The organism is Escherichia sp. GZ89 (assembly GCF_019366485.1).
Classification (GTDB): domain Bacteria; phylum Pseudomonadota; class Gammaproteobacteria; order Enterobacterales; family Enterobacteriaceae; genus Escherichia; species Escherichia fergusonii.
The window spans coordinates 113,354-138,530 of the sequence record NZ_JAEOHX010000006.1 but is presented as its reverse complement, the minus strand read 5'-3'; the positions used below and the strand labels follow the sequence as shown (position 1 = coordinate 138,530).

Annotated in this window: 27 protein-coding genes; 17 read left to right on the top strand and 10 right to left on the bottom strand. The window is 45.3% G+C overall.

All coding sequences use genetic code 11. The annotated features are described in order from the left end of the window. Window positions 1-114: 114 nt before the first annotated feature. Window positions 115-978, bottom strand: coding sequence for a YicC/YloC family endoribonuclease (locus K0335_RS11975; RefSeq protein WP_000621326.1), 864 nt, complete (start codon window positions 976-978; stop codon window positions 115-117). Window positions 979-1,104: 126 nt separating this feature from the next. On the opposite strand from K0335_RS11975, the gene rph reads away from it, so the two are divergent. The 3 genes from rph to K0335_RS11960 all read left to right on the top strand — a co-directional run bounded on the left by rph (window position 1,105) and on the right by K0335_RS11960 (window position 3,785). Beyond that, window positions 1,105-1,821 carry a ribonuclease PH gene (rph, locus tag K0335_RS11970; RefSeq protein WP_001247087.1) on the top strand — a complete coding sequence of 239 codons (717 nt, stop codon included), beginning with the start codon at window positions 1,105-1,107 and terminating at the stop codon, window positions 1,819-1,821. A 65-nt stretch (window positions 1,822-1,886) separates the two neighbouring features. Next, on the top strand, window positions 1,887-2,528 hold the full coding sequence (gene pyrE / locus K0335_RS11965; protein ID WP_000806177.1) for an orotate phosphoribosyltransferase: 642 nt from the start codon (window positions 1,887-1,889) through the stop codon (window positions 2,526-2,528). A 297-nt stretch (window positions 2,529-2,825) separates the two neighbouring features. After that, window positions 2,826-3,785: a reverse transcriptase family protein gene (locus K0335_RS11960; RefSeq protein ID WP_104920013.1), complete on the top strand. Its 960-nt coding sequence runs from the start codon at window positions 2,826-2,828 to the stop codon at window positions 3,783-3,785. Window positions 3,786-3,828: 43 nt separating this feature from the next. On the opposite strand, the gene slmA is transcribed toward K0335_RS11960, so the two are convergent. The 3 genes from slmA to coaBC form a co-directional block, all read right to left on the bottom strand. After that, the gene (slmA, locus tag K0335_RS11955) at window positions 3,829-4,425 is read right to left on the bottom strand and encodes a nucleoid occlusion factor SlmA (protein WP_000818603.1); all 597 of its coding nucleotides are present in this window, start codon (window positions 4,423-4,425) and stop codon (window positions 3,829-3,831) included. Between the two features lie 106 nt (window positions 4,426-4,531). Further along, window positions 4,532-4,990 (bottom strand): dUTP diphosphatase, encoded by a 459-nt coding sequence (gene dut / locus K0335_RS11950; protein ID WP_000976064.1) that lies wholly within the window; start codon window positions 4,988-4,990, stop codon window positions 4,532-4,534. Further along, a complete protein-coding gene (coaBC, locus tag K0335_RS11945; protein WP_104920014.1) occupies window positions 4,968-6,188 on the bottom strand; it encodes a bifunctional phosphopantothenoylcysteine decarboxylase/phosphopantothenate--cysteine ligase CoaBC in 1,221 nt (406 codons plus the stop codon). Before coaBC ends, dut begins: the two co-directional genes overlap by 23 nt. 171 nt (window positions 6,189-6,359) lie before the next feature. On the opposite strand from coaBC, the gene radC reads away from it, so the two are divergent. The 4 genes from radC to mutM all read left to right on the top strand — a co-directional run bounded on the left by radC (window position 6,360) and on the right by mutM (window position 8,576). Next, entirely contained in the window at window positions 6,360-7,028 is a 669-nt protein-coding gene (radC, locus tag K0335_RS11940) for a DNA repair protein RadC (protein WP_001297375.1), read from the top strand. Window positions 7,029-7,244: 216 nt separating this feature from the next. Continuing rightward, on the top strand, window positions 7,245-7,481 hold the full coding sequence (gene rpmB / locus K0335_RS11935) for a 50S ribosomal protein L28 (RefSeq protein WP_000091955.1): 237 nt from the start codon (window positions 7,245-7,247) through the stop codon (window positions 7,479-7,481). Window positions 7,482-7,501: 20 nt separating this feature from the next. After that, a complete protein-coding gene (rpmG, locus tag K0335_RS11930) occupies window positions 7,502-7,669 on the top strand; it encodes a 50S ribosomal protein L33 (protein WP_001051798.1) in 168 nt (55 codons plus the stop codon). 97 nt (window positions 7,670-7,766) lie between these two features. Further along, window positions 7,767-8,576, top strand: coding sequence for a bifunctional DNA-formamidopyrimidine glycosylase/DNA-(apurinic or apyrimidinic site) lyase (gene mutM, locus K0335_RS11925; protein WP_001114533.1), 810 nt, complete (start codon window positions 7,767-7,769; stop codon window positions 8,574-8,576). Between the two features lie 38 nt (window positions 8,577-8,614). Here the strand turns inward: mutM and coaD are convergent, their stop codons facing one another. Together coaD and waaA are read right to left on the bottom strand one after the other, a co-directional pair. Further along, the gene (gene coaD, locus K0335_RS11920) at window positions 8,615-9,094 is read right to left on the bottom strand and encodes a pantetheine-phosphate adenylyltransferase (protein ID WP_001171863.1); all 480 of its coding nucleotides are present in this window, start codon (window positions 9,092-9,094) and stop codon (window positions 8,615-8,617) included. 7 nt (window positions 9,095-9,101) lie between these two features. After that, window positions 9,102-10,379 (bottom strand): lipid IV(A) 3-deoxy-D-manno-octulosonic acid transferase, encoded by a 1,278-nt coding sequence (waaA, locus tag K0335_RS11915; protein WP_000891553.1) that lies wholly within the window; start codon window positions 10,377-10,379, stop codon window positions 9,102-9,104. 405 nt (window positions 10,380-10,784) lie between these two features. On the opposite strand from waaA, the gene rfaQ reads away from it, so the two are divergent. The 10 genes from rfaQ to K0335_RS11865 all read left to right on the top strand — a co-directional run bounded on the left by rfaQ (window position 10,785) and on the right by K0335_RS11865 (window position 20,728). After that, entirely contained in the window at window positions 10,785-11,855 is a 1,071-nt protein-coding gene (rfaQ, locus tag K0335_RS11910; protein WP_024256562.1) for a lipopolysaccharide core heptosyltransferase RfaQ, read from the top strand. Further along, the gene (rfaG, locus tag K0335_RS11905; protein WP_000634276.1) at window positions 11,852-12,976 is read left to right on the top strand and encodes a lipopolysaccharide glucosyltransferase I; all 1,125 of its coding nucleotides are present in this window, start codon (window positions 11,852-11,854) and stop codon (window positions 12,974-12,976) included. Before rfaQ ends, rfaG begins: the two co-directional genes overlap by 4 nt. Further along, complete coding sequence (gene rfaP / locus K0335_RS11900; RefSeq protein WP_104920015.1) at window positions 12,969-13,766, top strand: lipopolysaccharide core heptose(I) kinase RfaP; 798 nt, start codon at window positions 12,969-12,971, stop codon at window positions 13,764-13,766. Before rfaG ends, rfaP begins: the two co-directional genes overlap by 8 nt. Before the next feature lie 36 nt (window positions 13,767-13,802). Beyond that, window positions 13,803-14,738: an LPS core biosynthesis protein RfaS gene (gene rfaS, locus K0335_RS11895; protein WP_000158226.1), complete on the top strand. Its 936-nt coding sequence runs from the start codon at window positions 13,803-13,805 to the stop codon at window positions 14,736-14,738. Window positions 14,739-14,781: 43 nt separating this feature from the next. Then, window positions 14,782-15,861, top strand: coding sequence for a lipopolysaccharide 1,6-galactosyltransferase (gene waaB, locus K0335_RS11890; RefSeq protein ID WP_000683963.1), 1,080 nt, complete (start codon window positions 14,782-14,784; stop codon window positions 15,859-15,861). Continuing rightward, window positions 15,861-16,880, top strand: a complete 1,020-nt coding sequence (gene waaO, locus K0335_RS11885) for a lipopolysaccharide 3-alpha-galactosyltransferase (RefSeq protein ID WP_001188015.1) — start codon at window positions 15,861-15,863, stop codon at window positions 16,878-16,880. Before waaB ends, waaO begins: the two co-directional genes overlap by 1 nt. A gap of 39 nt (window positions 16,881-16,919) precedes the next feature. Next, entirely contained in the window at window positions 16,920-17,936 is a 1,017-nt protein-coding gene (gene rfaJ, locus K0335_RS11880) for a lipopolysaccharide 1,2-glucosyltransferase RfaJ (RefSeq protein ID WP_000376845.1), read from the top strand. A gap of 17 nt (window positions 17,937-17,953) precedes the next feature. Further along, window positions 17,954-18,652: a lipopolysaccharide core heptose(II) kinase RfaY gene (gene rfaY / locus K0335_RS11875; protein ID WP_000615161.1), complete on the top strand. Its 699-nt coding sequence runs from the start codon at window positions 17,954-17,956 to the stop codon at window positions 18,650-18,652. A 71-nt stretch (window positions 18,653-18,723) separates the two neighbouring features. Further along, entirely contained in the window at window positions 18,724-19,533 is an 810-nt protein-coding gene (waaZ, locus tag K0335_RS11870) for a 3-deoxy-D-manno-oct-2-ulosonate III transferase WaaZ (protein WP_104920016.1), read from the top strand. Window positions 19,534-19,585: 52 nt separating this feature from the next. Further along, window positions 19,586-20,728, top strand: a complete 1,143-nt coding sequence (locus K0335_RS11865; RefSeq protein ID WP_046082763.1) for a lipopolysaccharide N-acetylglucosaminyltransferase — start codon at window positions 19,586-19,588, stop codon at window positions 20,726-20,728. Between the two features lie 52 nt (window positions 20,729-20,780). Here the strand turns inward: K0335_RS11865 and rfaL are convergent, their stop codons facing one another. From rfaL to rfaD, 4 genes are read right to left on the bottom strand one after another with little or no spacing between them, the layout of a single operon-like run. After that, window positions 20,781-21,998 carry an O-antigen ligase RfaL gene (gene rfaL / locus K0335_RS11860; RefSeq protein ID WP_219393838.1) on the bottom strand — a complete coding sequence of 406 codons (1,218 nt, stop codon included), beginning with the start codon at window positions 21,996-21,998 and terminating at the stop codon, window positions 20,781-20,783. Window positions 21,999-22,036: 38 nt separating this feature from the next. Continuing rightward, a complete protein-coding gene (rfaC, locus tag K0335_RS11855; RefSeq protein WP_104920018.1) occupies window positions 22,037-22,993 on the bottom strand; it encodes a lipopolysaccharide heptosyltransferase RfaC in 957 nt (318 codons plus the stop codon). A 3-nt stretch (window positions 22,994-22,996) separates the two neighbouring features. Continuing rightward, a complete protein-coding gene (rfaF, locus tag K0335_RS11850; RefSeq protein ID WP_000699260.1) occupies window positions 22,997-24,043 on the bottom strand; it encodes an ADP-heptose--LPS heptosyltransferase RfaF in 1,047 nt (348 codons plus the stop codon). A gap of 9 nt (window positions 24,044-24,052) precedes the next feature. Continuing rightward, window positions 24,053-24,985, bottom strand: coding sequence for an ADP-glyceromanno-heptose 6-epimerase (rfaD, locus tag K0335_RS11845; RefSeq protein WP_000587764.1), 933 nt, complete (start codon window positions 24,983-24,985; stop codon window positions 24,053-24,055). Window positions 24,986-25,177 lie beyond the last annotated feature (192 nt).

Genomic DNA, 25,177 nt, shown 5'->3' with positions numbered 1-25,177 from the left:
CTGATTTTGTGATAAGTAAAATGCATTAGAAAAAGTATGGAGTAATTAAACGTGAGGACGAAACTATATGCGTAGCGCCGCTGTAATTTACAACGGCCTACGGAGATATGTTGTTTACTCAATATTCTGGATTTGCTCGCGCATCTGCTCGATCAACACTTTCAGCTCAATGGCGGAGTTAGTCACTTCGGCATTGATAGACTTCGAGGCCAGGGTGTTCGACTCGCGGTTGAACTCCTGCATCATAAAGTCCAGACGACGACCAACGGCTTCTTTTTTCTTCAGAATGTTGTAGGTCTCTTTAACATGCGCTTCGAGGCGGTCCAACTCTTCGGCAACGTCAATTCGTTGTGCCAGCAGAACCAACTCCTGCTCCAGACGGTTGTTTTCCAGTTGCACCTGGGCGTCTTCCAGCTTAGCCACCAGACGCTCACGCTGCCATTGCAGGATTTCCGGCATGTGGGCGCGGACTTTGACCACTTCGGCGGTCACGCCTTCCAGACGCTGCTCGATCAATGCTTTCAGCGCCTGACCTTCGGTTTCGCGCGCGATGATAAAGTCGTCCAGCGTACCATCCAGCGCCGCGAGAATTTCAGCGGCAATCGCGTCGAGATCCTGTTCCTGGGCCGCCATCACGCCTGGCCAGCGGAGAATATCAACCGGGTTGATTTCCCCTTCGTCACTCTGCATTTTTACCCAGTTCGCGGCAGTTACCAGCTGTTTAGCCAGTTTTTCGTTGAGGATCAGCTCACCTTGCGCGCTGACATCGGGCTCATAGCGCAGGGTACATTCCACTTTACCGCGCGTCAGGCGAGAACGGATACGCTCGCGAACGACAGGTTCAAGGCTACGGAACTGCTCCGGCAGACGAAAGTAAGTTTCCAGATAACGCTGGTTTACCGAGCGCATTTCCCAGGTTGCGCTCCCCCATTCACCCTTGATTTCACGCCGGGCGTAGGCGGTCATACTGCGGATCATAGACGTTCCTGTTTATAAAAGGAGAGGTGGAAGGATTATAGCCATCGATGCCTTGTCAGGATAGGAATAACCGCCGGAAGTCCGTATAATGCGCAGCCACATTTGTTTCAAGCCGGAGATTTCAATATGCGTCCAGCAGGCCGTAGCAATAATCAGGTGCGTCCCGTTACCCTGACTCGTAACTATACAAAACATGCAGAAGGCTCGGTGCTGGTCGAATTTGGCGATACCAAAGTGTTGTGTACCGCCTCTATTGAAGAAGGCGTGCCGCGCTTCCTGAAAGGTCAGGGCCAGGGCTGGATCACCGCAGAATACGGTATGCTGCCGCGTTCTACTCATACCCGTAATGCCCGTGAAGCGGCGAAAGGTAAGCAGGGGGGACGCACAATGGAAATCCAGCGTCTGATCGCCCGTGCTCTTCGCGCGGCAGTAGATTTGAAAGCGCTGGGTGAGTTCACCATTACGCTGGACTGCGACGTGCTTCAGGCTGATGGTGGCACGCGTACCGCTTCGATTACCGGTGCTTGTGTTGCACTGGCCGATGCCCTGAATAAACTGGTTGAAAATGGCAAGCTGAAAACCAACCCGATGAAAGGGATGGTAGCCGCGGTTTCTGTTGGTATTGTGAACGGCGAAGCGGTTTGCGATCTGGAATACGTTGAAGACTCTGCCGCTGAAACGGACATGAACGTGGTGATGACCGAAGACGGGCGCATCATTGAAGTTCAGGGAACGGCAGAAGGCGAGCCGTTTACCCATGAAGAGCTACTCACCTTGTTGGCGCTGGCCCGAGGGGGAATCGAATCCATTGTAGCGACGCAGAAGGCGGCGCTGGCAAACTGATTTTTAAGGCGACTGATGAGTCGCCTTTTTTTTGTCTGTAGAAAAGTAAGATGAGGAGCGAAGGCATGAAACCATATCAGCGCCAGTTTATTGAATTTGCGCTTAGCAAGCAGGTGTTAAAGTTTGGCGAGTTTACGCTGAAGTCCGGGCGCAAAAGCCCCTATTTCTTCAACGCCGGGCTGTTTAATACCGGGCGCGATCTGGCACTGTTAGGCCGTTTTTACGCTGAAGCGTTAGTGGATTCCGGCATTGAGTTCGATCTGCTGTTTGGCCCTGCTTACAAAGGGATCCCAATTGCCACCACTACCGCTGTGGCGCTGGCGGAGCATCATGACCTGGATCTGCCGTACTGCTTTAACCGCAAAGAAGCAAAAGACCACGGTGAAGGCGGCAATCTGGTCGGTAGCGCGTTACAAGGACGCGTAATGCTGGTGGATGATGTGATCACCGCCGGAACGGCGATTCGCGAGTCGATGGAAATTATTCAGGCCAATGGCGCGACGCTTGCTGGCGTGTTGATTTCGCTCGATCGTCAGGAACGAGGGCGCGGCGAGATTTCGGCGATTCAGGAAGTTGAGCGTGATTACAACTGCAAAGTGATCTCTATCATCACCCTGAAAGACCTGATTGCTTACCTGGAAGAGAAGCCGGAAATGGCGGAACATCTGGCGGCGGTTAAGGCCTATCGCGAAGAGTTTGGCGTTTAAAAATATGCGCTGTGCAGGGTTTTTGCTGTGCACAGCGTGATGCGCTTTAAGATATCGTGTTAATCTGCTTTCGCCAGCAGTGGCAATAGCGTTTCCGGCCTTTTGTGCCGGGAGGGTCGGCGAGTCGCCGACTTAACGCCAGTAGTTTGTCTATATACCCAAAGCCGCTTCATTGTACTTAAGTACGCTTCGCGTACGTCGCGCTGACGCGCTCAGTACAGTTACGCGCCTTCGGGATAGTTTGATGGTATTGCCGCTGTTGGCGCCTCTTTTGGCCGCCGTGATGTGGAGAGTGGAATGGATGCTACCCGGATAACCCTTCTGGCGCTCGATTTGTTCGGCTCGCCGGGCTGGAGCGCCGATAAAGAAATACAGCGGCTGTATGCGCTCAGTAATCATGCCGGACGCCATTACCGACGCATTATTCTTTCTAAACGCCACGGTGGTCAGCGGCTGGTGTTAGCCCCTGATTACTTGCTCAAAACCGTACAGCGCAACATTCTTAAGAACGTCCTTTCACAATTTCCACTTTCCTCTTTTGCTACCGCCTACCGGCCGGGTTGCCCAATCGTCAGCAATGCGCAGCCTCACTGCCAACAGCCGCAGATCCTGAAACTCGATATCGAAAACTTTTTCGATAGCATTAGCTGGTTACAGGTCTGGCGTGTGTTTCGCCAGGCCCAGTTGCCACGCAATGTGGTAACCATGCTGACCTGGCTTTGTTGCTATAACGACGCGTTACCGCAGGGGGCACCAACTTCGCCTGCCATTTCCAATCTTGTGATGTGCCGTTTTGATGAGCGCATAGGGGAATGGTGTCAGGCTCGGGGAATTACCTACACCCGCTACTGCGATGACATGACCTTTTCCGGTCACTTCAATGCCCGCCTGGTTAAAAATAAAGTGTGCGGATTGTTAGCGGAGCTGGGCCTGAACCTCAATCAACGCAAAAGCTGCCTGGTCGCGGCCTGTAAGCGCCAGCAAGTAACCGGGATTGTTGTTAATCACAAACCACAACTCGCCCGCGAAGCGCGGAGGGCACTGCGTCAGGAAGTACATTTGTGCCAAAAATATGGCGTCATTTCGCATCTTAGTCGTCGTGGTGAGCTTGATTCTTCTGGCGATCTTCATGCACAGGCAACGGCGTATCTTTATGCTTTGCAGGGAAGAATAAACTGGTTATTGCAAATCAATCCTGAGGATGAGGGTTTTAAACAGGCGAGGGAGGGTGTAAAGCGAATGCTGGTGGTATGGTAAGAAAAGCGTCAGGCAGACGTTTCTGCCTGAACGTTTGGGAGAATTACTGCAACTGCGCGGCAATCAGCGGCCAGCGGGCGTCAAAATCATCTGTCGGGCGGTATTTAAATTCGCTGCGGACAAAGCGTGACAGCATACCTTCACAAAATGCCAGCAACTGGCTTGCCAGCAGTGTTTCATCGGTGGTGTAACCTTCACCCTCACGCATTCTCTTTTCACGCAATACCTGACGCAACTGCGCTTCAATACGCTCGAACAGTTGGTTGATGCGCCCTTGCAGGCGGTCTTGTTCAAACATCAGCGCATGCCCGGTAAGGATTCGGGTCAGGCCAGGATTACGCTCACCAAAACCGAGGAGCAACAACACGATCAGACGCAGGCGCGCTGTGGTGTCCTTCTCATCTTTCAGAATCAGATTGATGCGAGTAATCAGGCTATCTTCGATAAACTCAATCAGGCTATCGAACATGCGGGTCTTACTGGGGAAGTGGCGATACAGTGCCGCTTCGGAAACGCCGACAGAGGCGGCCAGTTTTGCCGTCGTGATACGTTGGCTTCCATCGCTGGATTCCAGCATCAGCGCCAGAGACTGAAGTATTTCTTCGCGACGGTTCCTTTTCGCAGTTTGTTTTTCTGCCATGTTACAAAATACCCCTGAAAATAAGCACTTGCCAGGCGGCACCCACGCTATGACCGCAAACGAAATGTTTGCGGCTATGTTATGACGTTATTCGGATGCGTATGTGTTACTGACGACCAGAGTGACCAAAGCCGCCTTCACCGCGGTCGGTGGCGTCGAAATCTTCCACCAGATTAAATTCAGCCTGTACTACCGGAACAAAAATCATTTGGGCGATACGTTCGCCAGGTTGAATGGTGAAGCTGTCCTGACCACGGTTCCACACAGAGATCATCAACTGGCCCTGATAGTCAGAATCGATCAATCCTACCAGGTTACCGAGCACGATACCGTGCTTATGTCCCAATCCGGAACGCGGCAGCATCATTGCCGCCAGTGAAGGATCGGCAATATGAATCGCCAGCCCGGTCGGAACCAGAGTAGTGGCACCCGGTGCCAGTTCTACGGCGTCGTCGAGACAGGCACGCAGGTCAAGTCCGGCAGAGCCAGAGGTGGCATAAGTCGGGAGTGGAAATTCCTTCCCAACGCGCGGGTCCAGAATCTTAACGTCGATTTTTTTCATCATAACGGGTCACGATCTCGTCGAGTAATAATTGGCCAAGGAGCTCTTTGCGCTCAAGCGGTAAAACTTTATCTCCGTCCTGCCAGAAAAGGTGTAATGCGTTGCTGTCGCTGTTAAATCCTTGAGTTGGCTGGGAAACATCGTTCGCACAGATCAGATCAAGGTTTTTACGGATACGTTTTTGCCGGGCGTATTCTTCCACATTATTTGTTTCGGCGGCAAATCCAACGACGTAGGGTCGATGGTCTTTTAGTGCGGCAACACCAGCGACGATATCGGGGTTTTTAACCATTTTTATTGTTAATTCATCACCCTGCGTGGCCTGCTTTTTGATTTTTTCAGGGGCCACTGTAGCGGCGCGATAATCGGCCACGGCGGCGCAACCGATAAAAATATTTTGCTGCTGTACAGAAGCATTTACGGCGGCTTCCATTTCCAGCGCAGTCATTACATCAACACGTTTAACAAACGGTGGCGTCGGTAGCGAAACCGGACCTGATACCAGCGTGACGTTCGCGCCACGACGGGCAGCAGCAGCAGCGATAGCAAACCCCATCTTGCCGGAGCTGTGATTAGAGATATAACGCACCGGGTCAAGCGGTTCACGCGTCGGACCGGCGGTAATCATAATGTTCAGATGTTTCAGGTCGTTGACGGGCGAAAAATGGGCTACCGCCATATCCACAATGGTTAATGGATCGAGCATTCGCCCCGGGCCGATATCACCACAAGCCTGACTGCCGCTGTCTGGCCCCCAGATGAGCAAACCACGCGAGGCAAGCACCTCTAAATTATGCTGGGTGGCGGCGGCACGGTACATCTGCTGGTTCATGGCTGGCAGTACGGCAACAGGCGCAGGCGTAGCCAGGCAAATCGTTGACACCAGATCATTCGCCATCCCGGCAGCTACGCGGGCAATCAAATCAGCGGTGGCTGGGGCGAGAATCACTAAATCAGCCCATTTACCCAGCTCAATATGACCCATAGCCGCCTCGGCTGCTGGATCCAGCAGACTATCGGAAACGGGGTAACCAGAAACCGCCTGCAAGCTAAGTGGGGTGATAAAGGCTTTTGCCGCTTCGGTCATGACTACGCGGACGTCTGCTCCGCGATCGCGCAAACGACGCACCAGTTCAGGGGTTTTATAGGCAGCAATGCCGCCGCTAACGCCGAGAACGATTTTTTTACCGGCCAGGCTCATGATGATTTTTCCTGTTGGGTGACACCAGAAGTTGGCGATTTTATCACAATACTTTTGTTGTCGTGCCTTCACCTGAGAATCACTTTGCGAGGCGCTTTCCAGGATTGAAAACTGGCCGTCGATTTAACGGAACGGCTATGACAGGATGCGAGCACCACAAAGGAGGTGAAGGTGAAAAACAATGCACAGCTGTTGATGCCGCGCGAAAAAATGCTGAAGTTTGGTATTAGCGCCTTAACGGATGTCGAGCTGCTGGCGCTATTTCTGCGTACCGGAACGCGCGGTAAAGATGTATTAACCCTGGCAAAAGAGATGCTGGAGAATTTCGGCTCTCTTTATGGCTTGTTAACCTCTGAATATGAACAGTTTAGTGGCGTTCATGGAATTGGTGTGGCGAAATTTGCCCAGTTAAAGGGGATTGCTGAACTGGCGCGGCGTTACTACAACGTGCGGATGCGTGAAGAAAGCCCTTTACTCAGCCCGGAGATGACGAGGGAATTTTTACAAAGCCAGCTCACGGGCGAGGAGCGGGAGATCTTTATGGTGATCTTTCTCGACTCCCAACACAGGGTTATAACGCATAGCCGTCTTTTTTCCGGCACGCTAAACCATGTTGAAGTCCATCCTCGGGAAATTATCCGCGAAGCGATAAAAATAAACGCCTCGGCGCTGATCCTTGCACATAATCACCCTTCGGGTTGTGCTGAACCCAGTAAAGCGGATAAACTCATTACCGAACGGATAATAAAAAGTTGTCAGTTCATGGATTTACGCGTGCTCGACCATATCGTGATTGGGCGTGGAGAGTATGTTTCTTTTGCCGAACGCGGCTGGATTTAACCCGCTATGCGCGATCCTTCGGGATCTTTGTCTGTTCGGGACTTGAGCACATCGCTGAGTCAGCGTATACTACGCCACCTTTGAGAATCTCGGGTTTGGCATTTGGGCCTGGCAATCGAGAGTTCACATAGAACTGCGATGACCGGGCTGTAAAGCCTGACGAGGCGCCAATACCCCATACGAAGCTCGAGCTAATTTGATTTTTGGAGAATAGACATGTCCCGAGTCTGCCAAGTTACTGGCAAGCGTCCGGTGACCGGTAACAACCGTTCCCACGCACTGAACGCGACTAAACGCCGTTTCCTGCCGAACCTGCACTCTCACCGTTTCTGGGTTGAGAGCGAGAAGCGTTTTGTCACCCTGCGCGTATCTGCTAAAGGTATGCGTGTAATCGATAAAAAAGGCATCGATACAGTTCTGGCTGAACTGCGTGCCCGTGGCGAAAAGTACTAAGTACTTAGAGGAAATAAATCATGGCTAAAGGTATTCGTGAGAAAATCAAGCTGGTTTCTTCTGCTGGTACTGGTCACTTCTATACCACTACGAAGAACAAACGTACTAAGCCGGAAAAACTGGAACTGAAAAAATTCGATCCAGTTGTTCGCCAGCACGTGATCTACAAAGAAGCGAAAATCAAATAATTCTCGCTTTGATGTAACGAAAAACCTCGCTCCGGCGGGGTTTTTTGTTATCTGCTTGCCCCCATATTGACTGCATCTGTTGATTCCTGGAGATGCTATGCCTGAATTACCCGAAGTTGAAACCAGCCGCCGCGGCATAGAACCGCATCTCGTTGGTGCAACCATTCTTCATGCGGTGGTGCGCAACGGACGCCTGCGCTGGCCGGTTTCGGAAGAGATCTACCGTTTAAGCGACCAACCAGTGCTTAGCGTGCAGCGCCGGGCTAAATATCTGCTGCTGGAGCTGCCTGAGGGCTGGATTATCATTCATTTAGGGATGTCTGGCAGCCTGCGTATCCTTCCAGAAGAGCTTCCCCCTGAAAAGCATGACCATGTTGATTTGGTGATGAGCAACGGCAAAGTGCTACGCTACACCGATCCGCGCCGCTTTGGTGCCTGGCTGTGGACCAAAGAGCTGGAAGGGCACAACGTGCTGGCCCATCTTGGACCGGAGCCGCTTAGTGACGATTTCAACGGTGAGTACCTGCATCAGAAGTGCGCGAAGAAAAAAACGGCGATTAAACCGTGGCTGATGGATAACAAGCTGGTGGTAGGGGTAGGGAATATCTATGCCAGCGAATCTCTGTTTGCGGCGGGGATCCATCCGGATCGGCTGGCGTCATCACTGTCGCTGGCGGAGTGTGAATTGTTAGCTCGGGTGATTAAAGCGGTGTTGCTGCGTTCGATTGAGCAGGGCGGTACAACGCTGAAAGATTTTCTGCAAAGTGATGGTAAACCGGGCTATTTCGCTCAGGAATTGCAGGTTTACGGGCGAAAAGGCGAGCCGTGTCGGGTGTGCGGTACGCCGATTGTGGCGACGAAACATGCGCAGCGGGCAACGTTTTATTGTCGGCAGTGCCAGAAGTAATTGATGCGCGCCGGATGGCATACCATCCGGCATAAACGCTACGCTAATTTTGCCATCAATGCCTGATGGACATTCTCTGGCAGGAAATGGGTGACATCGCCCTGATGGCGCGCCACCTCTTTCACCAACGATGAAGAGATAAACGACCACTCTTTCGAAGGCATCAGAAACACACTTTCCAGTTCCGGCATTAAGTGGCGATTCATATGCGCCAGCTGCATTTCATATTCAAAATCCGCCACCGCACGCAGGCCACGAATCAGCACCGTAGCGTGTTGATTACGGGCGAAGTTAGCCATCAAATCACTAAATCCGACCACTTCCACGTTTCCCAGATTCGCAGTTGCGTGCTGTGCCAACGCCACACGCTCTTCCAGAGTAAACATCGGTTTTTTACTGGGGCTGGCGGCAATCGCCAGAATAACGTGATCGAACATTTGCGTGGCGCGCGTCACGATATCGATATGACCATTGGTAATGGGATCGAAAGTACCCGGATAAATCGCCCGTTTTTGCATAACAACCTCAATGCGTTTTCGGTGGCAGGTAAGGTTCCAGCAGTTGAAGCAGACGCTGTAGCGCGCCCTGGTTTTGATACAGCACTTCAACGGCATGACGGCCATAGAAACTACGGTAATCGGCGTCGGTGAGTAAAGAGGAAACCTCTTTTGCAAGCGTAGTGGCATCGGTGACGGTAATCAGCCCGCTTGCCTGTTCCAGCCGCGCGCAAATGTCTTTAAAGTTAAAAGTATGCGGCCCCATCAATACCGGAATAGCGTGTGCGGCAGCTTCCAGCGGATTATGCCCACCACGTTCAACCAGTGAACCGCCAACAAAGGCGAGATCGGCAATGCCATACAGTAACATCAACTCGCCCATCGTATCGCCAACCACAACCTGCGTGCTGGTGGAGGGGACTTCCCCTGAAGAGCGTGTGATATAGCTTAGTCCAGCCTGGCGGACAAGGTTAATCGCATCCGGGAAGCGTTCCGGATGACGTGGTACCAGGATGAGCAATAAATTCGGGAATTGCTGTAATAGCGCCTGATGTGCGGCAATGACCACACTTTCTTCACCTTCGTGAGTGCTGGTGGCAATCCATACCGGGCGATGAGGTGCCCACTGGCGGCGCAGCGTTACTGCTTTGGCAGCCAACTGCGGCGTGACAGAGATATCGAATTTCAGGCTACCAGTGATGGTCACCTGATTATTTTTTGCACCCAGCGCCACAAAACGTGCACCATCTTCTTCATTTTGGGCGGCAATCAGCGTAATTCGACGTAGCAAGCGACGGACGAATTTGCCCAATTTGGCATAACCTGCGGCAGAGCGGGCAGAGAGTCGCGCGTTAGCGATCACCAACGGAATTTTACGTTTATGTAGCGCCGCAATCAGGTTAGGCCATAGCTCGGTTTCCATAATCAACACCAGTTTGGGGTCGACTTTATTCAGGAAACGATTAAGCGCATCGGGCAGATCGTAAGGCAGATAAACGTGCTGAACATCCTTACCGAACGCAGATTGTACGCGTTCCGAACCGGTTGGCGTCATGGTTGTAACGGTAATCGGTAAATCAGGATAACGATGACGCAGCGCGCGCACCAACGGGATCGCCGCCAGAGTTTCACCGACGGAGACGGAGTGCAGCATAATGCCGCCTGGTTTTAGCGGATGGCGGTAAAAACCGTAACGTTCACCCCAGCGTTTTCGATAGGCCGGAGCCTTACGTCCGCGCACCCAGAGCCGTATCCAGATCAGTGGCTGAATAAGGTAGAGAAGGGCGGTGTAAAGCAATTCAAGCATAATAAATAGCTGACTTATGGATGTGCTGGGGATTCTATGTATTTAGCACCGGGTTTGCCATTACTTTTCCTGTTTTTGACTTAATTAGCCTCTGTTTGAGCTGATCTGCCGCTAGATCTTCAGTTTTTTTGTATTCTTATGCGATTCATTGAATTTCAGCCAGGGTTGCAACTTTACATCGACAATATCTGGATTCGCTGTATGCGGAATTTTATCTATATGATTTTTATAATTAAAATATATTTTGTGTATAAAAATCATTCGGGTCGGATTGCTGCGAAAGAAATGATACACTAGCGTGTCAAAGTAAGTGCGTTATCAGTATTCGGGTAGCTGTTGAGCCTGGGGCGGTAGCGTGCTTTTTTCTGCTTAACTTAACCAGACAATCACACAAAAGAGTCGCTAGTGGAAAAGCCATTTCGAAAAATCCTGGTCATAAAGATGCGATATCACGGAGATATGTTATTAACTACTCCTGTAATCAGTACACTCAAGCAGAATTATCCCGACGCAAAAATCGATATGCTGCTTTACCAGGATACAATTCCGATTTTATCTGAAAACCCAGAAATTAATGCACTCTATGGTATAAGCAATAAAGGTGCGGGAACATTCGATAAAATTAAAAATGCACTTTCACTGATAAAAACTCTGCGTGCGAATAATTACGACCTGGTCATTAATCTTACGGATCAGTGGATGGTGGCCCTGCTGGTACGTTGTTTACCTGCTCGTATGAAAATATCGCAGCTTTATGGTCATCGGCAGCATGGCATTTGGAAAAAAAGCTTTACACACTTAGCGCCTATACACGGTACACATATTGTTGAGCGTAATTTGTCGGTCCTTGAGCCATTAGGTATTACCGATTTTTATACTGAAACAACAATGAGTTATGCTGATGATTGCTGGAAGAAAATGCGCCAGGAATTAGATGCACTGGGCGTGAAAGATCATTACGTCGTTATCCAGCCGACAGCCCGACAGATATTTAAGTGCTGGGACAACGATAAATTTTCTATGGTTATCGATGCGTTGCAACATCGTGGTTATCAGGTTGTGCTGACTTGTGGCCCTTCGGCAGATGATCTCGCTTGCGTAGATGAAATTGCACGAGGCTGCCAAACAAAACCTATTACCGGCCTTGCCGGTAAAACACGTTTTCCTGAACTGGGCGCATTAATTGATCATGCAGTGCTCTTTATTGGTGTGGATTCTGCGCCGGGGCATATTGCGGCGGCTGTGAAGACGCCAGTTATTAGCCTGTTTGGGGCCACTGATCATGTATTCTGGCGTCCATGGACCGATAATATTATTCAGTTCTGGGCGGGGAATTATCAGAAAATGCCGACCCGGCACGAACTTGACCGCAACAAAAAATATCTTTCTGTTATTCCAGCGGAGGATGTCATTGCCGCTACGGAAAAGCTGTTGCCAGAAGATGCACCTTCAGCTGACAGGAATGCACAATTATGATCGTGGCATTTTGCTTATATAAATATTTTCCATTTGGTGGGCTACAGCGTGACTTTATGCGTATAGCGTCAACAGTTGCCGCACGGGGCCACCATGTTCGGGTATATACACAGTCGTGGGAAGGCGATTGCCCGGAAGCATTTGAGCTTATTCGCGTACCGGTTAAATCCCATACTAACCATGGACGTAATGCAGAATATTATGCCTGGGTTCAAAACCATCTGAAGGCACATCCCGCTGATCGCGTTGTTGGATTTAATAAGATGCCAGGGTTGGATGTTTATTTTGCCGCTGATGTTTGTTACGCCGAGAAAGTTGCGCAAGAAAAAGGTTTTTTCTATCGTTTAACATCACGCTATCGCCATTATGCTGCATTTGAGCGAGCGACGTTCGAACATGGTAAACCGACAAAACTCATGATGCTGACGGATAAGCAAATTGCCGATTTCCAGAAGCATTACCAAACTGAATCTGAACGTTTTCAAATTCTTCCACCTGGTATCTACCCGGACAGAAAATACAGCGCGCAAATCCCAAACAGTCGTGAAATATATCGCCAGAAAAATGGCATAACTGAACAACAAAACTTATTGCTACAGGTTGGATCAGATTTTGGCCGTAAAGGTGTGGATCGCTCAATTGAAGCTTTGGCATCGTTACCAGAATCGTTACGCCATAATACGTTGTTGTTTGTTGTTGGCCAGGATAAACCACGTAAATTTGAAGCGCTGGCAGAAAAACTCGGTGTGCGTAGTAATGTGCATTTCTTCTCCGGTCGCAATGATGTGTCAGAATTAATGGCAGCCGCTGATTTATTACTGCATCCCGCTTATCAGGAAGCCGCGGGTATCGTTCTTCTTGAAGCGATCACTGCTGGATTACCTGTTTTAACAACAGCGGTATGTGGGTACGCACATTATATTGCGGATGCTAATTGTGGAACGGTCATCGCTGAACCTTTCTCCCAGGAACAATTAAATGACGTTTTACGTAAAGCGTTAACTCAATCTCCATTGCGCATGGCCTGGGCGGAGAATGCTCGGTATTACGCCGATACTCAGGATTTGTATAGCTTGCCGGAGAAAGCGGCAGATATCATTACAGGTGGTTTAGATGGTTGAATTAAAAGAGCCACTTGCCACACTCTGGCGTGGTAAAGATGCCTTTGCAGAAGTTAAAAAACTGAATGGCGAGGTCTTTCGTGAACTCGAGACGCGTCGCACATTACGCTTTGAACTGGCCGGGAAAAGCTATTTCCTCAAGTGGCACAAAGGGACGACTTTAAAAGAAATTATAAAAAACCTGCTCTCATTGCGGATGCCCGTTTTAGGCGCAGACAGAGAGTGGCACGCTATTCATCGACTGCATGATGTCGGTGTTGATACGATGCACGGAATAGGGTTTGGTGAAAAAGGGTTAAATCCATTAACTCGCACATCATTTATTATCACCGAAGATCTCACTCCCACGATTAGCCTTGAAGATTATTGTGCAGATTGGGCGGTCAACCCGCCTGATGTACATATTAAGCGTATACTGATCGCGCGTGTGGCAACCATGGTGCGCAAAATGCATGCAGCAGGGATTAATCACCGTGATTGTTATATCTGCCACTTTTTACTCCATTTGCCATTTACTGGCCGGGAAGATGAGTTAAAAATTTCGGTAATAGACCTGCATCGCGCGCAGATACGGGCAAAAGTACCACGTCGTTGGCGGGATAAAGATTTGATTGGTTTATATTTCTCATCAATGAATATTGGTCTGACGCAGAGAGATATCTGGCGATTTATGAAGGTTTATTTTGGGATGCGTTTACGTAACATATTGTCTCTTGAACAGAATTTATTGAACATGGCAAGTGTTAAGGCCGAGCATATTAAAGAGCGAACACAACGCAAAGGATTATAAAAATATTTATCAGTATGTACTGGAACTAACTTTATTATGACTATTTATTTTATAAATTGGGTTGCAGATTATGAATTAAAGATGATCCAGTACTTGAAAAAAAAGTACAAGATAAAAAACATAACAACTCCAAAAAAATACAACTGGATTAATAAGAAAATCTCAAAAATAGGGATGGACAATACATGGCTTGGACGATTATTCATCAAGCGTTACCTCAATGATATTAAAAAAGATGACATAATTATCATTAATGACAGCGTTGTTAATAAAGGTATCAACAAACAAATATTAAAAAATATTAACTGTCATAAAGTTTTGCTTCTAAGAAATACTGTTAGTGAAGATTTTATTTTTGATAACGCTACTTATTTCGATGTTATATATGATTTTGAACATAGGTTTATAGGGAATGAAAAGATCAAGGCAATAGAACAATTTTTTCCTATAGGAATGGATGAAATTAGAAATTATAGTTTATCTGACAAAAATAACAGTCAACCAATATGTTTTTTTCTTGGTCGTGATAAAGGACGTCTTCAAATAATTAATGAATTAGCCGATAGATTAACAACACTAGGATGTAAGCTAGATTTTAATGTTGTCAAAGATAAGACATCATCTCCGACTTCAAAGTATTTGATTGAAAAACAATTACCTTATGAAGAGAATATTAAAAGAACTTTAAATGCTAATATCATTATTGATATAACTAAAGAAAACCAATCTGGCTGGACTCTTCGTATACTTGAGGCACTATTTTTCAATAAAAAATTAATTACTAATAATATAAATATACTTAGTTCAGAAATCTATAGTGAATCTCGCTTTTTTATAATGGGTCATGATGATTGGGATAAGTTAGAGTATTTTATTAACTCACCTGTTAAACCAATGGATTATGATAGTTTATATAAATTCAGCCCTGATAAAATGATGTCAACAATTGTTTCTGATTTTATAGAAAAATAAAACCGTTAAAACAGTAAGTTTTACTCAATTCATGAGAGTTTCAATGAAAATAGCATTTATTGGCGAAGCTGTTTCTGGATTTGGCGGCATGGAAACAGTCATTCGTGATGTTATTACTACCTTCAGGCAACAACATATCCAAAGTGAAATGTTTTTCTTTTGTCGTAATGACAAAATGGATAAGGGATGGCTGGAAGGTATTAAGTACTCGTGTTCATTTTCCAATATTCGCTTAGGTTTTTTGCGTCGCGCGAAACATATTCATGCTTTAAGCAAATGGCTTCAGGATTATCAGCCAGATGTTGTTATTTGTATTGACGTGATCTCGTGTTTGTATGCGGCTAAAGCTCGTAAAAAATCGGGGATTGATGTACCTGTATTTTCATGGCCGCATTTTTCTTTAGATCATAAAAAACATGCTGAATATATCACCTGTGCCGACTATCATTTAGCCATCAGCTCTGGTATTAAACAGCAAATGATTAGCCGGGGTGTACCAGAATCGACAATAAACGTTATTTTTAATCCCGTCGAGGCGAAAAATTCAGTCATTCCTGCACCCGGGGAAGGCGAAACGGCAACATTCATATATGTTGGGCGCATGAAATTTGAAGGCCAAAAGCGCGTAAAAGATCTGCTTGATGGCTTATCACAAGTGCAAGGTGACTGGAAGCTTCATGTATTAGGAGATGGCTCCGATTTCGAAAAATGCCAGGCTTATGGTAGAGAATTAAATATTGATGATCGAATTGTCTGGTATGGTTGGCAACAACATCCCTGGAAATTAGTTCAGCAAGATATTAAAAAAGTGAGTGCATTATTACTCACGTCATCTTTTGAAGGTTTCCCAATGACCCTACTTGAAGCTTTGTCGTGGGGGATCCCTTGTATCAGTGCAGATTGTGTCTCCGGGCCTGCTGATATCATTCAGCCTGATGTTAATGGTCATTTATATCATCCGGGTGATATGACCGGTTTTGTCGCTCTTCTCAATAAATACATAGCCGGTGAAATTCACATCTCACATGAAAAAATTCCGGCGTCGATTGATAAATTTTATCAGACGAAATATTACGACAGATTGCAAAAGATAATTATTTCTGTTATTTCCCGGAGGAAATAATGCAGCAGGTTTTTTTCCAGGAAACTGAATTTCTCAATTCGGTTATTGATTATAATCATAAAATAGAAGCAGAAAATTTTTGTCTGGATATCGCTTATGGGACTGACAAAAATTTTCTTTTTGGATGCGGAATTTCGATTGCTTCAATATTAAAGTATAATGAAGGAAATCGATTATGCTTTCATATTTTTACTGATTATTTCGGTGATGACGATCGCAAATATTTCGATGCTCTTGCAAGACAATATAAAACAAGAATTAAGATATATTTAATTAATGGCGATCGACTCCGTTCATTACCCTGCACCAAGAACTGGACTCACGCTATTTATTTTCGTTTTGTTATCGCAGATTACTTTTTTAATAAAGCACCCAAAGTTCTTTATCTGGATGCAGATATTATTTGTCAGGGGACTATTGAGCCACTAATTAAATTCTCATTTCCTGACGATAAAGTTGCAATGGTTGTTACAGAAGGGCAAGCTGACTGGTGGGAAAAACGCGCCCATTCGTTAGGTGTTGCGGGAATTGCTAAAGGTTACTTTAACTCCGGTTTTTTATTGATTAATACTGCCCAATGGGCGGCTCAGCAGGTTTCTGCACGAGCCATTGCAATGCTAAATGAGTCAGAAATAATCAAAAAAATAACACATCCTGATCAGGATGTATTAAATATGTTGCTGGCAGATAAACTTATTTTTGCTGATATTAAATATAACACCCAGTTTAGCTTAAATTATCAACTAAAAGAAAGCTTTATAAACCCAGTAACCAACGACACTATTTTTATCCATTATATCGGGCCAACCAAGCCCTGGCATGATTGGGCCTGGGATTATCCTGTATCACAAGCCTTTATGGAGGCAAAAAATGCTTCGCCATGGAAGAATACGGCATTGCTGAAACCGAATAATAGCAATCAATTAAGATATAGCGCAAAACATATGCTTAAAAAGCATAGATATCTAAAAGGATTTAGCAACTATCTTTTTTATTTTATTGAAAAGATAAAGCATTAAAACTGGGAAACTATAAAGTAATGATATAAGGATAGCCTTGTGGACTCATTTCCTGCCATAGAGATAGATAAAGTTAAAGCTTGGGATTTTAGGCTTATTGATGAAAATACTGCTGAAAGTTTAAATGTTGCCTATGGTGTCGATGCAAATTATCTTGATGCTGTAGGTGTATCCATTACTTCAATTGTCATCAATAATCGACATGTTAATCTTGATTTTTATATTATTGCTGATGTTTATAGCGACGATTTCTTTCAAAAAGTCGAGAAACTTGCTGAGCAATACCAATTAAGAATCACACTTTATAGAATAAATACTGATAATCTTCAGTGCTTGCCTTGTACACAAGTCTGGTCAAGAGCAATGTACTTCCGTTTATTTGCTTTTCAATTATTGGGAATAACACTTAATCGTTTGCTTTATCTTGATGCCGATGTAGTTTGTAAGGGAGATATTAGTCAACTATTGCATTTAGAGTTTAATGGAGCTGTGGCTGCAGTCGTCAGGGATGTTGACCCAATGCAGGAAAAGGCGGTAGTCAGATTATCTGATCCTGAACTTCGGGGGCAGTATTTTAATTCTGGTGTCGTTTACTTAGACCTAAAAAAATGGACAGAAGCAAAACTAACCGAAAAAGCACTGTCTATTCTTATGAGTAAAGATAGCATTTATAAGTATCCTGACCAGGACGTTATGAATGTCCTACTAAAAGGGATGACAATATTCCTGCCACGTAAATTTAACACTATTTATACAATAAAAAGTGAGTTAAAAGATAAAACGCATCAAAAGTATAAAGAGTTGATAAAAGAGAATACTCTTCTTATTCACTATACTGGGGCCACCAAGCCGTGGCACAAATGGGCAATTTATCCATCGGTAAAATACTATAAAATAGCTTTAGAAAGATCCCCCTGGAAAGATGACTCACCACGAGATGCAAAATCAATTATTGAATTCAAAAAAAGATATAAACATCTGTTAGTGCAACATCATTATATCTCAGGACTCATTGCAGGAGTGTGTTATCTTTACCGAAAATATTACCGTAAATAACATTTAACTGGTTTAACATGATTCAGAAGAATAAAATCAAAGATTTAGTTGTTTTTACCGATGAAAATAATTCAAAGTATCTCAATGTATTAAATGACTTTCTTTCTTATGATATTAATATCATCAAAGTTTTTCGTTCTATAGATGATACAAAAGTCATGCTTATTGATACCGATTACGGTAAATTGATACTTAAAGTTTTTTCTCCTAAAGTTAAACGCAACGAACGTTTCTTTAAATCTCTTTTAAAGGGAGATTATTATGAACGCCTTTTTGAGCAAACTCAAAAAGTGCGTAACGAGGGGCTACATTCTCTCAATGATTTCTATTTGTTAGCAGAACGGAAAACATTACGTTTTGTCCATACTTATATCATGATTATCGAATATATCGATGGCGTAGAGTTGTGTGATATCCCCGATATTGATGAAACGTTAAAAAATAAAATTCAACAATCAATCCGTTCATTGCACGAACACGGTATGGTATCTGGTGATCCTCACCGTGGTAATTTTATTATTGAAAATGGTGAAGTACGCATTATTGATCTCTCAGGAAAACGTGCATCTGCACAACGTAAAGCGAAAGATCGTATTGATTTAGAACGACATTATGATATTAAGAATGAGATTAAAGATCTCGGTTATTATCTTTTAGTTTATCGTAAAAAAATACGTAATCTTATGCGGCGTTTGAAAGGAAAGCCAGCACGATAAAGTAAAAGTCTTACATTTAAACGTCTTCGTCAGGACATTTCTATGCGGAGTTCTTATTTCACAGGTTTATCATGAAGAATATTAGATACATTGACAAAAAAGATGTTGAAAACCTGATAGAAAGTAAAACGTCTGATGATGTTATTATTTTTCTTTCCGGCCCCACATCGCAAAAAACACCATTGTCAGTGCTGCAGACAAGGGATGTTATTGCTGTCAATGGTTCTGCGCAATATCTATTAAGTCATAATATTATTCCCTATATTTATGTACTTACTGATGTTCGCTTTTTACATCAACGACGTGATGATTTTTATAAATTTAGCCAGAGAAGTCGTAATACCATCGTAAATGTTGACGTTTATGAACATGCTTCTGAAGAAGATAAACGGTACATCCTTCAAAACTGTCTGGTACTACGTTCATTTTACCGCAGAGAAAAAGGTGGATTGATAAAGAAGATTAAGTTTAATATTTTGAGCCGAATTCATAAAGAGCTCCTGATCTCTGTACCTTTTTCTAAAAAAGGTCGTCTTGTTGGCTTTTGCAAGGATATTAACCTTGGTTATTGTTCATGCCATACCGTTGCTTTTGCTGCAATCCAAATAGCCTATTCGCTGAAGTATGCTCGTATTATCTGTTCAGGCCTTGATTTAACGGGTAGCTGTTCGCGTTTCTATGATGAAGATAAGAATCCTATGCCCTCTGAGTTGAGTCGGGATTTATTCAAGATTTTACCATTCTTCCGTTTTATGCGTGAAAATATAGAAGATATCAATATTTATAACTTATCTGATGATACTGCAATTCAATATGATATTATTCCCTATATGAAAATATCCGAAATTGAAGAGCCGTGTGTTTATGAAAAAATAAGCTAATACTTTATATGTATTTATTACGTGTTATAAATTATATTGGAGTTGGCTAATAATGATTAAAAAAATAATATTTACCGTCACACCAATATTTTCTATACCGCCAAAAGGAGCTGCAGCGGTTGAAACATGGATTTATCAGGTCGCAAAAAGACTTTCTATTCCAGTAACTATCGCCTGCATTCGAAACGAAGGTTACCCAACCTACACAAAAGTAAATGATCATTGTGATATTCACTACATTGGTTTTAGTCGAGTCTATAAACGTCTTTTCCAAAAGTGGACTCGACTTGATCCTGTGCCATATTCTCAGCGCATTTTAAATACCCAACCTAAAAACACTGATCCGAAAGACTCTGTTATTGTTATCCACAATAGCATGAAGCTGTATAAACAGATTCGTAGCAGAAGTCCTCAAGCGCAGCTAGTTATGCATCTTCATAATGCTTTCGAGCCTGGTCAGTTAGACAAAAATACAAAGATAATTGTTCCTAGCCAGTTTCTGTTCGATTTCTATTCGGAAAAAATGCCTGATGCAAATATTGCTATTGTGCCTAATGGTTTTTGTTCTGAATCGTATGAACAAAATAATACTGAAGATTTGAGACAGAAACTTAACATTGATGCGAATGATACCGTGTTATTATTTGCAGGAAGAATATCACCAGATAAAGGTTGCCTGATGCTTATGGAGGCTTTTAATCAGCTGAATAAGATACAAGATAACCTCAAACTGGTGATTGTCGGAGATCCATTTGCCAGTAAAAAAGGCGAAAAAGCTGAATATCAGAAAAAAGTTCTGGATGCAGCGAAAGCTATTGGAGCGCAATGCATTATGGCGGGTGGACAGCCACCAGAGCAGATGCATAACTATTACCGTTTAGCAGATTTAGTTGTTGTGCCTTCTCAGGTAGAAGAAGCTTTTTGTATGGTAGCTGTTGAAGCGATGGCGGCAGGTAAACCTGTACTTGCCAGTCAAAAAGGTGGTATCAGTGAGTTTGTTCTGGAAGGAATTACAGGCTATCACCTTGCAGAGCCTATGACATCTGAAAGTATTCTCGCGGATATTAAGCGAGTTTTGGCTGATGTTGACAGAGCTCAAATTGCTAAAAATGCCAGAAATTTTGTTTTCTCAAAATATAGCTGGGAACATGTTACTCAGCGTTTTGAAGCACAAATACAAGACTGGTTTGGTTAAAAATTATTGGATTTGAAGAGCCTGCCTGAATTTAATGTCAGGCAGGCTTTTTTTATTTATTCCGCATTGCTAACAGTAAACCAACAATCAAACCAATTGGTTTAAGATCAACTTCTTCGAAGTTACCTCGAATAATATAAAAACCGATGAACGTTAAGAATAGTAGCAATTGACCATTATAAGGAGTGACCACAACTTTTTTAAATGTTGCATTAGCTGTTTCTTTGATAATAGAGCCATACAGATAAAGTAAAGCGAGTAGTCCAGCTAAACCTGCTGCAAACCAAATTGACAAAACAACGTTGTGTGGTCCAATGGATTGCCTGAACTTCCATGACGGAAAATCTACGACACGCTTATTATATATTGCATGGTAAATATCATCGCCGTAGCCATATCCATTAAGCGGATTTTCCATAATTAATGTCCACGCCGTACCTTGAGTACCATTAGTATAGCGAGACGAACTGTCGGTCTGTTGAAGTTTATAAATAAGCCTGTCTTTACCGGCATGACCACCTTTATAGGTAAATACACCTGCTGCGGCAACAGAAATAACGATGGAAGTCAGCATCAATAATTTCCACTGACGATTTAAGATTAACCATAGCAGAGTCACTATGAATACTGCCAGCCATGCACCACGAGACAGCGTTCCTAATAGCAGAAATAAGAAAACTCCACTAAAAATTACGAATGCTATTTTATAAGAGGTTTTCTTGATAAGCCAAAGGTTTAATAATGCTGGAAACAGAAACACCATTGAATCGGAAATACTACGGTGTTCATAGGTGGAAAATGGCATTATTCCTTTATTATAATCCTGAATATAAAGAATAAGTTCAACAAGACAACGTAACCCAAGTCCGGTAACTAATGAGTATAGTACAATTTTACCGATGTTTTCATTATCTTCATCTTTTAATAATGCGGGTATAAGTAAACTATATGCCAAAAATCCTTTAAGCACCGTATTACTGAATTCTTTAAAACTAATTTTCAGATCAGGTGATATGAAAGTAGCATATAAAAGAATGAGTGATAGTACCAGGATACTATAAAAAAGATTATTTTTATAGAGTACTTTAAATGTTCCTGGAGCACGGGAAACTTGATAGATTACCGTAATAATCATTAGTATAGATATGATGTGTTTATAACGGGTTATACCATCAAGGAAAAAGGTTGCAATAAAGAGGAATACCAACGCTTTATTCCAGTGCGGTTTCCAGTTTTCTTTATTACGTAGCGCCAGCGAGGCTGTTAACATTGCTTCTCCACCATCTTAAATAATATATAACGTATTAATCAGGAATTGATTTTATTAAATACCGTTTCTGCAGTCAGATAAGCAAGATCTTTATCTGGCGCCCTACATACCACCTGATTCTTCCCATATCCGCCAATTAATCCCGGATCGGTTGGTCCATAAACCGTGATATTCGGTCTATCCAGTGCTGCAGTTAAATGGCTTAACCCTGTATCGACTGACACAACAAATTTAGCCCCAGCCAGCACACGAGCAACGCCTTCCAGACTCATCTTCGGCAATACGTCGACATAATCAAATCCTTCCGCCAGTCTTTTTGCCCGCTCTTCTTCATGCGGCGCGCCCCACGGAAGTTTAATGCGAATCCCTGAATCAGCCAGCAAACTAATCAACTCTCGCCAGTGTTCCTCCGGCCAGTGTTTATCATCACGGGTTGTTGCATGAAGAAATACGGCATATTCCCCAGCGTCCGTTGGCGGGTTAGCCAGGAAATGCTGCGCAATGGCATAATCGCCCTGAGTCTGCGGTTTGCTATAGCCCAGACTTTTGGCGAACAACTCCCGGGTTCGCTCTACGGCGTGCTGCTGTTTTGCAATATGATGCTTACGATTGTAAAACAAGCTTGCCAGTGGTTCGCGAGCGGTTTGCCAGTCCATTCCATGCTTTACGCCATGCGCCAGACGCGTCACCAGCGCCGCGCTTTTTACCAACCCCTGGGCGTCGATAACTGCGTCATAGTTTTCTGCTTGTAGTGCCTCACGAAACGCTTTCCGTTCTGTTTTTATGGGAGCCGAGAACCACGCTTTACGCCAGCGGCGTATTGCCACAGGAATAACCCGCTCAACGGCGGCGTGCCAGGAAGGAATTTGTGCAAATCCTTCTTCCACCACCCAGTCAAACTTAATCCCCGGGATTACCTGCTGGGCATCAGTGAGTGCGGGCAGCGTATGGAGAACATCGCCCATCGACGATGTTTTAACGATCAGAACCCGCATTCGTCAGGCTTCCTCTTGTAACAATAGCGCGTTGAGTTCTTCCAGTACGCGCTGGGGAGTAATATCGATCAAGCTCTGGTGATAACCCTCCTCAGCGTCACCTTTACGGACTTTGTGATAGCCGGTAATCAGGCGGATCACGCGCGCTTTATGGGATAGCGGCGGTGTGAAATCCGGGCTACTCGGACCATACAGGGCGACCAGCGGACGATTAAGCGCCGCCGCAACGTGCATCAGACCAGAATCGTTAGTGACAATGGCCTTACAGGCTGCAATCAGGATAACCGCTTGATCAAGCTGTGTTTCCCCCGCCAGATTCCGACACCACGCCTGCTGCTCGTTATTCAGAGCGGCAAGAATCTCATTGCCCGCCTCATGATCTTTCGCCGAGCCAAACAGAACTACCTGATAGCCTTCATCAATGAGCTGCTTTGCCAGCTCTGCATAGTGGTAGTGTGGCCAGCGTTTCGCCGGACCAAACTCCGCGCCCGGGCAAAAGCCAATCATCGGACGTTCTGATGAGAGCGAAAATTGATTGCAGGTATACGATTTCTCGCCTTCGCTCACCTGCAACTGCGGCCATAACAATGGCTGCGGCAGATCTTGCGCTGTACGCATAATGCCTTTGTCATAGGCCAGCGCCACATAGCGTTCCACCATTAGCGGCCAGGCTTCTTTATCGAGCACGCGTACATCGTTGAGTAAACCGTAGCGCATCTCGCCGCGCCAGCCGGTGCGATGAGGAATCCCCGCGAAGAAAGGCACTAATGCGGATTTGAAGGAGTTGGGTAAGACATAGGCGCGGTCATAGCGCTTTTCACGAAGACTAAGACCCAGTTTGCGGCGTTCGCCGATTTCCAGCGAACCGTGACCGAGAGGCATAGGGATAGCTTCGTTAACTTCCGGCATCCGCGATAATAACGGACGGCACCATGCCGGTGCCATCACGTCGATTATCGCCTGGGGATAGCGCGCCTGGAGCGTGCGATAGAGACTTTGCGACATCATCATGTCGCCAACCCAAGACGGGCCGATCACCAGTATTTTCATGCAGAGCTCTTATGCGTCGCGATTCAGCCAGGCCATATATTCCGTTACGCCTTCGGCAACGGTTTTGAACGGTTTATCGTAACCCGCCGCGCGCAGATTCGTCAGATCTGCCTGCGTGAACGCCTGATAGCGACCTTTAAGTTTATCCGGGAACGGAATGTATTCGATCTGGCCTTTCTTGTGATAAGCAAGCGTAGCATCCGCTACTGCCTGGAAGGATTCTGCACGACCGGTACCGAGGTTGAAGATGCCGGATACGCCATTTTCCAGGAACCACAGATTCACATCGGCCACATCACCCACGTAGACGAAGTCGCGTTTAAAGTTCTCGCTACCTTCGAACAGTTTCGGCGATTCACCGTTGTTGAGCTGGGTGTTGAGATGGAAAGCGACGCTCGCCATGCTGCCTTTATGGCCTTCACGCGGCCCATAAACGTTGAAATAGCGGAAGCCAACAATCTGTGAGTTTGCTTCTGGCAGGATTTGGCGAACATATTCATCAAACAGGAACTTCGAATAACCGTAGACGTTCAGCGGTTTTTCGTATTCACGGGATTCAATAAAGTCGGAGGTGCGTCCGCCGTAAGTGGCTGCGGAAGAAGCGTACAGGAACGGGATTTCTCGCTCCAGGCAGTAGTGCAGCAGCTCTTTGGAGTATTGATAGTTGTTATCCATCATATACTTGCCGTCCCACTCGGTGGTGGAAGAGCACGCGCCTTCGTGGAAAATCGCTTCGACATCGCCGAACTCTTCGCCAGCCATAATCTGGATCAGGAAGTCTTCCTTATCCATATAGTCCGCGATATTCAGATCCACCAGGTTCACAAACTTGGTGCCATCTTTCAGGTTGTCCACCACCAGAATATCGGTGATGCCTTTGTCATTCAGGGCTTTAACGATGTTGCTGCCGATAAAGCCCGCGCCGCCGGTAACGATGATCATAACTGTAACCTTCGAATTGTGGAGTCAGAGACAATCTCAGACACGAATACTTCTATCATATCACTACACGGCGCTGGCTACAGCCATTCACCGAAAGTGGTATGCCTGAGCGTGATTTATGCTTATTTTTTGACAAGTACAAATGCTTCATCTCGTATCAACCTATGGCTTTCGGTAATATGTGCTGAAATT

Bases quoted from the DNA above. Each gene is read 5' to 3' on its own strand.
- rfaL (WP_219393838.1), bottom strand. From the start codon at position 21,998: ATGTTAACAGCCTCGCTGGCGCTACGTAATAAAGAAAACTGGAAACCG.
- rfaP (WP_104920015.1), top strand. From the start codon at position 12,969: ATGGTTGAATTAAAAGAGCCACTTGCCACACTCTGGCGTGGTAAAGAT.
- K0335_RS11960 (WP_104920013.1), top strand. From the start codon at position 2,826: ATGGATGCTACCCGGATAACCCTTCTGGCGCTCGATTTGTTCGGCTCG.
- coaBC (WP_104920014.1), bottom strand. From the start codon at position 6,188: ATGAGCCTGGCCGGTAAAAAAATCGTTCTCGGCGTTAGCGGCGGCATT.
- rpmG (WP_001051798.1), top strand. From the start codon at position 7,502: ATGGCTAAAGGTATTCGTGAGAAAATCAAGCTGGTTTCTTCTGCTGGT.
- rpmB (WP_000091955.1), top strand. From the start codon at position 7,245: ATGTCCCGAGTCTGCCAAGTTACTGGCAAGCGTCCGGTGACCGGTAAC.
- dut (WP_000976064.1), bottom strand. From the start codon at position 4,990: ATGATGAAAAAAATCGACGTTAAGATTCTGGACCCGCGCGTTGGGAAG.
- waaA (WP_000891553.1), bottom strand. From the start codon at position 10,379: ATGCTTGAATTGCTTTACACCGCCCTTCTCTACCTTATTCAGCCACTG.
- pyrE (WP_000806177.1), top strand. From the start codon at position 1,887: ATGAAACCATATCAGCGCCAGTTTATTGAATTTGCGCTTAGCAAGCAG.
- slmA (WP_000818603.1), bottom strand. From the start codon at position 4,425: ATGGCAGAAAAACAAACTGCGAAAAGGAACCGTCGCGAAGAAATACTT.
- rph (WP_001247087.1), top strand. From the start codon at position 1,105: ATGCGTCCAGCAGGCCGTAGCAATAATCAGGTGCGTCCCGTTACCCTG.
- rfaF (WP_000699260.1), bottom strand. From the start codon at position 24,043: ATGAAAATACTGGTGATCGGCCCGTCTTGGGTTGGCGACATGATGATG.
- rfaG (WP_000634276.1), top strand. From the start codon at position 11,852: ATGATCGTGGCATTTTGCTTATATAAATATTTTCCATTTGGTGGGCTA.
- mutM (WP_001114533.1), top strand. From the start codon at position 7,767: ATGCCTGAATTACCCGAAGTTGAAACCAGCCGCCGCGGCATAGAACCG.
- waaO (WP_001188015.1), top strand. From the start codon at position 15,861: ATGCAGCAGGTTTTTTTCCAGGAAACTGAATTTCTCAATTCGGTTATT.
- K0335_RS11865 (WP_046082763.1), top strand. From the start codon at position 19,586: ATGATTAAAAAAATAATATTTACCGTCACACCAATATTTTCTATACCG.
- waaB (WP_000683963.1), top strand. From the start codon at position 14,782: ATGAAAATAGCATTTATTGGCGAAGCTGTTTCTGGATTTGGCGGCATG.
- rfaC (WP_104920018.1), bottom strand. From the start codon at position 22,993: ATGCGGGTTCTGATCGTTAAAACATCGTCGATGGGCGATGTTCTCCAT.
- K0335_RS11975 (WP_000621326.1), bottom strand. From the start codon at position 978: ATGATCCGCAGTATGACCGCCTACGCCCGGCGTGAAATCAAGGGTGAA.
- rfaY (WP_000615161.1), top strand. From the start codon at position 17,954: ATGATTCAGAAGAATAAAATCAAAGATTTAGTTGTTTTTACCGATGAA.
- rfaD (WP_000587764.1), bottom strand. From the start codon at position 24,985: ATGATCATCGTTACCGGCGGCGCGGGCTTTATCGGCAGCAACATCGTT.
- waaZ (WP_104920016.1), top strand. From the start codon at position 18,724: ATGAAGAATATTAGATACATTGACAAAAAAGATGTTGAAAACCTGATA.
- coaD (WP_001171863.1), bottom strand. From the start codon at position 9,094: ATGCAAAAACGGGCGATTTATCCGGGTACTTTCGATCCCATTACCAAT.
- rfaS (WP_000158226.1), top strand. From the start codon at position 13,803: ATGACTATTTATTTTATAAATTGGGTTGCAGATTATGAATTAAAGATG.